Origin of the sequence: Thermovenabulum gondwanense, from assembly GCF_001601575.1 — a bacterium.
GTDB lineage: Bacteria > Bacillota > Thermosediminibacteria > Thermosediminibacterales > Thermosediminibacteraceae > Thermovenabulum > Thermovenabulum gondwanense.
Genome location: NZ_LOHZ01000023.1, coordinates 174,371 through 180,743, shown reverse-complemented (window position 1 = coordinate 180,743; position 6,373 = coordinate 174,371). Strand labels below are relative to the sequence as shown.

The 6,373-nt window shown below is 37.6% G+C and carries 6 protein-coding genes and 1 tRNA gene; all 7 read left to right on the top strand.

The features are described 5' to 3' along the window. Window positions 1-193 precede the first annotated feature (193 nt). The 7 genes from ATZ99_RS04395 (at window position 194) to ATZ99_RS04365 (ending at window position 6,371) form a co-directional block, all read left to right on the top strand. A tRNA-Leu gene (locus tag ATZ99_RS04395) sits at window positions 194-281 on the top strand. Window positions 282-564: 283 nt separating this feature from the next. Further along, window positions 565-1,038 (top strand): L-2-amino-thiazoline-4-carboxylic acid hydrolase, encoded by a 474-nt coding sequence (locus tag ATZ99_RS04390; RefSeq protein ID WP_068748028.1) that lies wholly within the window; start codon window positions 565-567, stop codon window positions 1,036-1,038. Window positions 1,039-1,070: 32 nt separating this feature from the next. Then, entirely contained in the window at window positions 1,071-2,171 is a 1,101-nt protein-coding gene (locus tag ATZ99_RS04385; protein ID WP_068748027.1) for a DmpA family aminopeptidase, read from the top strand. A gap of 48 nt (window positions 2,172-2,219) precedes the next feature. Beyond that, a complete protein-coding gene (locus tag ATZ99_RS04380) occupies window positions 2,220-3,254 on the top strand; it encodes a D-cysteine desulfhydrase family protein (RefSeq protein WP_068748026.1) in 1,035 nt (344 codons plus the stop codon). A 114-nt stretch (window positions 3,255-3,368) separates the two neighbouring features. Beyond that, window positions 3,369-4,565: an ABC transporter substrate-binding protein gene (locus ATZ99_RS04375; protein ID WP_068748025.1), complete on the top strand. Its 1,197-nt coding sequence runs from the start codon at window positions 3,369-3,371 to the stop codon at window positions 4,563-4,565. Between the two features lie 50 nt (window positions 4,566-4,615). Then, window positions 4,616-5,488, top strand: a complete 873-nt coding sequence (locus ATZ99_RS04370) for a branched-chain amino acid ABC transporter permease (protein ID WP_068748037.1) — start codon at window positions 4,616-4,618, stop codon at window positions 5,486-5,488. 13 nt (window positions 5,489-5,501) lie between these two features. Then, window positions 5,502-6,371: a branched-chain amino acid ABC transporter permease gene (locus ATZ99_RS04365; protein WP_068748024.1), complete on the top strand. Its 870-nt coding sequence runs from the start codon at window positions 5,502-5,504 to the stop codon at window positions 6,369-6,371. Window positions 6,372-6,373: the final 2 nt, after the last annotated feature.

Here is a 6,373-nt window from a genome sequence, read left to right as displayed (position 1 = left end):
ACAACGAGCTACGTAAAGCTTATTTCTTTCTTCTGGATTCATTGATAATATCATCCTTTCATTTTACCACAGTGAGTGACATTTTCACTGAGAAATTTTAAGATGACATTATCACAGAATAACTACACAACTTTAAAGAGGTTATTGCATTATGAGAATAAATGTGTTAATATAATTGATGCAAAAGAATTTTGCCGAAGTGGTGGAATTGGCAGACGCGCTACATTCAGGGTGTAGTGGGCGCAAGGCTCGTGCGGGTTCGAATCCCGCCTTCGGCACCAGAAAAAATGCGGTTTCCGGAATTCAAGGAAGCCGTTTGTTTTTTTGTTATAAGAAAATACTACCGAAGGATTCCTTTTCATGGAACCCTTTGGTTATTAGATAAAATGGTTGAATATAAGATAATATTTAAGGGTAAAAACACTTCACCGGAGTTGATTATAAACATTCCTCTGGTGAAGTGCTTTTTTATTTTTAGAGCGTAAAATTTATTCTCAAAAAAGGATTTTAGATTATAAAAAAGAATATCTTTAGTAAACAAATGTAAATAAGGAGGCTGGAGCCGTGAAGGAAAATAATAATAATAATGCTGTGGAAACCATGGCAGAATTAATGGCTCTTTTATATTATCACCTTACAAAAGTCATGATTGAAGACTACGGGGAAGACGCAAAAAACACTATAAAAAAGGCTATATATAATTTTGGCCTGGAAAGGGGTAAAAATATAGCAAAAAAAGTTATAGAAAACGGTGAGCAACTTACCATTGAAAATCTTGATAAATATTACGATATGCCCATAAGCTCTGCATGGAAGGGAAAATCGGAGTATATAAATGGAGAAAAACGGGGATTTTTAGAATCCTGTGCTTTTGCAAAAGTGTGGATAGAAAAAAACTGGCAGGAAATCGGAAGGCTATACTGTGAAGTGGACCCTGCCATAAGGGAAGGTTATAATCCCGATATAATTTATAAATCATTAAAAAATGTACTTGAAGGTTACGATTGCTGTGAATCTTTAACTAAATATAGGGCTTAGAGATAAGAGGAATAAACTAAAAGGGTGGTTTTATGAGAAAAAGAATGAGGGATTACGGGATTTGCGTGGGGCAATTGCCACCAGGTCAATTAAATTCTATTAGTGATGTTAAAGGCGTAAGAGTAGGGCATTCTACCGTAATTTATGGAGAAGGGAAATTAATACCCGAAGAAGGGCCTGCGAGGACGGGCGTTACCGCAGTTATACCTCGAAATGGCAATTTATTTAAAGAAAAATTACTTGCCTCTTGCTTTGTAGGAAATGGATTTGGCAAATCCGTTGGTTTAATGCAAATAAGGGAATTAGGAACTTTAGAAACTCCTGTAATTCTTACAAATACCCTGTCGGTGGGCATAGCATCAAATGCTTTGATTGAATACATGCTTTCTTTTAATGAAGATATTGGTATAACTACAGGTACCGTTAATCCTGTAGTTATGGAATGCAATGACGGGTATTTGAACGACATAAGGGGAAGACATATAAAGAAAGAACATGTGTTTGAAGCCTTAAATAACGCCTCCTTAGAATTTGAAACGGGGAGTGTTGGAGCGGGAACGGGTATGATCTGCCATGGTTTTAAAGGTGGAATAGGCACTTCTTCAAGGCAAATAGAAATAGATGGGAATATTTTTACGATTGGGGCTCTTTTACTTACAAATTACGGTCGAATGGAAGACCTGACCTTTAAGGGTAAAAATGTGGGCAGGTTATTGAAACAAAGGCTAAAGGACAAAGAAGAGAAAAATGGGATTCCAAAAGATAAGGACGATGGTTCCTGCATTATAATTATAGCTACCGATTTGCCTCTAGATAATCTTATGCTTGAAAGGATAGCAAAAAGAGGCATTTTGGGCCTTGCTAGGACCGGTTCTTTCATGGGAAACGGAAGCGGCGATATAGTATTGGCCTTTTCAACGGCAAATAAAATTGATCATTACGGAGAGAATTTAATTGAATTTAAAACCCTTTCCCATCACTGCGATGCAGTAGATTTAGCATTTCAAGCTGCGGTAGAAGCGGTGGAAGAAGCGGTATGGGATTCCCTCTTTACAGCAGAAAAGATAATCGGTAGAGATGGACATGAAGTGCCTGTACTACCTGTTGAAGAATTTTTGAATTTGATTGATTAAGAATTATAGACTACATACTTAAATAAAATTATATTGAGGTGATAATTTATGGAGGTTGCTGAATTAAAGTTTAAGTTACAAAAATTTCCAAGGGTAAAATTTTTATGTGGGGCTACACCAATTGTATATGCGGAAAATATAAGCAAGGAATTGGGTGTCGAAGTTTATATTAAAAGAGACGACCTGACCGGTCTTGCACTGGGCGGAAACAAGACGAGAAAGCTTGAATTCATTATGGGTGAAGCTATTAAACAAAAGTGTGATACTGTAATTACTGCAGGAGCTGTTCATTCAAATCATGCACTGCAGACGGCAGCAGCGGCTAAAAAGCTCAATATGGATGTTGTGCTTGTATTAAGAGGTAGAGAAGAAGATAAAGGAAACCTTTTAATGAATAAATTGCTAAATGCAGATATTCACATTTATGATGTTCCTAACAGCAGTGCATTACGGGGTTATATGGAAGAAATTGCTGGTGAATTAAGTAAAAAAGGGAAAAAACCTATGATAATTCCCGTAGGAGGTTCAAATCCAATAGGCGTTTTGGGTTATTTGGGTGCGGTTGTGGAAATAATTGAACAGTGTGAAAATTTGAAGATAGATTTTGATTATGTAGTATGTTCTACAAGCAGTGGCGGGACTCAGGCTGGTATTTTTATGGGATTTAAATTGTTAAAACCGGAGGTTGCAACCTTAGGTATAGGTGTAGGCGATCCTAAGGAAGAGCTGGTGGAAGATGTGGAAAACCTTATAATAAATACCTCAAAAATGCTTGATGTTAAAGAAAATCTTATTTCTAAAAAAGAGATAGAAGAAAGAACTATAGACGGATATGGATTTGGCGGTTATGGAACGATTGCTAAAGAGGTTATTGATTTTATTAGATACGTAGCTGGGAAAGAAGGATTTTATTTAGACCCCGTTTATACCGGAAAGGCTTTCTACGGTCTTATAGACATAATTAAAAAGAAAAATATACCGAAGGGTTCGAGAGTATTATTCATACATACCGGGGGGTTGGGTGGTCTTTTCCAGTATGAAGAAATAATATCAAAGATGATTTTAAATTACCCTGAATCATAAATAAAAAGAATAAAAGCTAATCTGATAACATAATTATTTAATAATAATTACAAGAATATAATTTAATAAGCAAGCCAAAGTTTATAAAATATATTAAAAAAAGGAGGGGGTAGAATGAAAATATCAAGAAAAATCAGCATTTTATTAATAGCAATAATATTGCTATTAATATTTACATCAGCTTGTTCCAGCAATACTTCAACAAGTAGTCAAAATAATCAGTCAAAAGAAAGCGATTTTATAAAAATAGGACATTTAGTGGCTCTTACCGGTGATGCTTCTATGTGGGGGCAGTCGGAAAAGAATGCCCTTGAAATGGAAGTAGAAAAAATCAACAAAAGCGGCGGCATAAACGGCAAGCAGATAAAGATAATTGCTTACGATACAAGAGCCGACGCTGTAGAAGCGGTAAACGCTGCTAAAAGGTTGGTAGAACAGGATAAAGTAATTGCAATAATAGGGCCTGCTCAGAGCGGAGTATCCAATGCTATATCATCGGTTACTGAACAAGCCAAAATTCCTTTTATAGCTACAACGGCTACCAATCCCCTTGTTACGGTTCCAAAGGAGGGCCAGGTAAGAAAATATGCTTTCAGGGTTTGCTTTATCGACCCCTTCCAGGGTAGGGTTGCGGCTCAGTTTGCTTATACTAAACTGAATGCCAAAAAAGCCGCAATATTATATGATGTAGGTTCCGACTATTCTTCCTGGCTTGCAAAATATTTTGAAGATAGTTTTAAGGAAATTGGTGGGGATATAGTTGCAAAAGAGGCTTTCAGGAGCGGAGAATTAGACTACAGGGCAATGCTCGGGAAAATTAAACAGGCAAATCCTGAGGTAATATTTATACCAACTGCACAAAAGGAAGCTGCCCTTGCGGCAAAGCAAGCAAGGGATTTAGGTATAAAAGCAACCTTTCTCGGTGGCGATAACTGGGGAAGCCCTGATTTGGTAACCTTGGGCGGTTCTGCCGTAGAAGGTGCGTATTTTGTGAATCTCACAGCTATAGAAGACCCAGATATTCAGGGTTTCATTAAGGAGTATAAAGAAAAATTTAATCAAGATCCGGTTCTTCCAAATCCGGTAATGGCTATCGATGCCCTATATATGCTCATAGATGCCATAAAGAGGGCGGGAAGCCTTGATGGTATGGCATTAGCGGAGGCTATGGAAAAGACAAAGGATTTAAAAGTCCTTACCGGAAACCTCACCATTGATCCGGCAACCCATAATCCTTTAAATAAACCGGCTATCATACAGCAGGTTAAAGACGGGAAATTTATTTATGTAGAAAAATATGTTACTCATTAAATTACAGGGGGCTATGCCCCCTGTAATTATACATGTGGGAGGTTTTTGATGTGCTTCTTCAGACTTTGATTACCGGGTTATCTATCGGTGGGGTGTATGCTCTTATGGCAGTCGGTTATTCTTTAGTGTTTTCTATACTAAATTTTAGCAACTTTGCCCACGGCACGATAATAATGCTGGGAGCATATATTGGATATTTTTTAGTCTCACATATTAAATTAGGATTTTACTTTTCCTTTCTGGGTGCGATTTTAGGAGCTGCACTCCTTGCTTTAATAAATGTTAAACTGGCTTATGACCCCCTTATTAAAAGGAAAGCCCCACCCCTTTATCTAATGATAACCGCTATGGGCGTTTCTATATTTTTGGAGAATATGGTCTATGTTACCGTAGGATCCCATTTTTATTCCTACCCTGAAATATTTAAAAAATCTTCAATTAATATCTTGGGAAGTGAAATTGGTGTTCTGGACTTTTTTGCTTTAATATTTTCCTTTGTAGCAATATACCTTTTGCACCTTTATTTGACTAAGACAAAAATAGGAACTGCAATAAGGGCTGCTTCCTATGATATGACCGCTGCTTCTCTTTACGGTGTCAATATGTCTAAGCTTATAGGCATAGTTTTTCTTTTGGCTGGTTGCTTTGCAGGACTAGCAGGTGTGTTTATGGGAATGAAATACATGGTATATCCTACAATGGGTTGGATTACAAATAAGGCGTACATAGCGGCGGTTATTGGCGGTCTTGGGAGCCTACCCGGTGCGGTAATAGGTGGAGTTATACTTGGAGTTTTGGAGACCTTTGTTTCGGTTTATATTTCATCTGTAATACGGGATGTCTTCAGCTTTACATTGGTGATTGTTTTCCTAATTATTATGCCGGCTGGCCTTTTGGGCAAATATTTAGAAGAAAAGGTGTAAGGGGGAGTTTTTAATGCAGTATATACTGGGAATCATAACGGTAATTTGTATTGAAGTGGTTGCGGTAGCAGGGCTTTCCGTTTTTACGGGGTTTACCGGCCTTTTTTCTTTGGGGCATGCTGCTTTTATTGCAATAGGGGCTTATACTTCAGCTATACTTACTTATTTTTATCATTTACCTTTTTTTATCGCTCTTATAGCAGGTATGATAATGTCAGCTTTAGTAAGTTTAATAATTGGTATCCCTACTTTGAGAGCAAAACTGAGGGGAGATTATTTTGCTATTGCAACATTAGGTTTTGGTGAAGCGGTGAGGGTTATTCTGGAAAACCTTTCAATAACACAAGGTGCCCGTGGTCTTCCCGGTATCCCTCATTACACTACTCTCCCGGTAGCTGCCATAATCTCAGTGATAATTATTTATTTGACTAAAAACTTCATTTGGTCCAAATACGGGAGGAATGCGATTGCTGTAAGAGAAGATCCAGTCGCCGCAGAGATGGGAGGAATAGATTTATTAAAAGTACGTCTTCTTTCCTTGGGATACAGTGCTGCATGTGCGGGGCTCGCTGGTGGGCTTTTTGCACATTACATTAATTTTATTCAACCGGCTATGTTTACATCAGTATTATCTACACAACTTACTGCGGCAGTAGTAGCTGGCGGGATAGGTAGTTTAACAGGACCTATCTTTGCAATTTCAATTTTTATAGCGGTACCTGAAATTTTAAGGGTTGCTAACATGTGGAGGCTTGTGGCTTATGGACTGATACTTATTCTTATAATGATTTACAGGCCTTCGGGTATAATGGGGTATAAAGAGTTTAGCTTTGAATTTCTAAGAAAAATACGTAAACCTGAATCTTTTGAAAGTGGGGTTTAAAA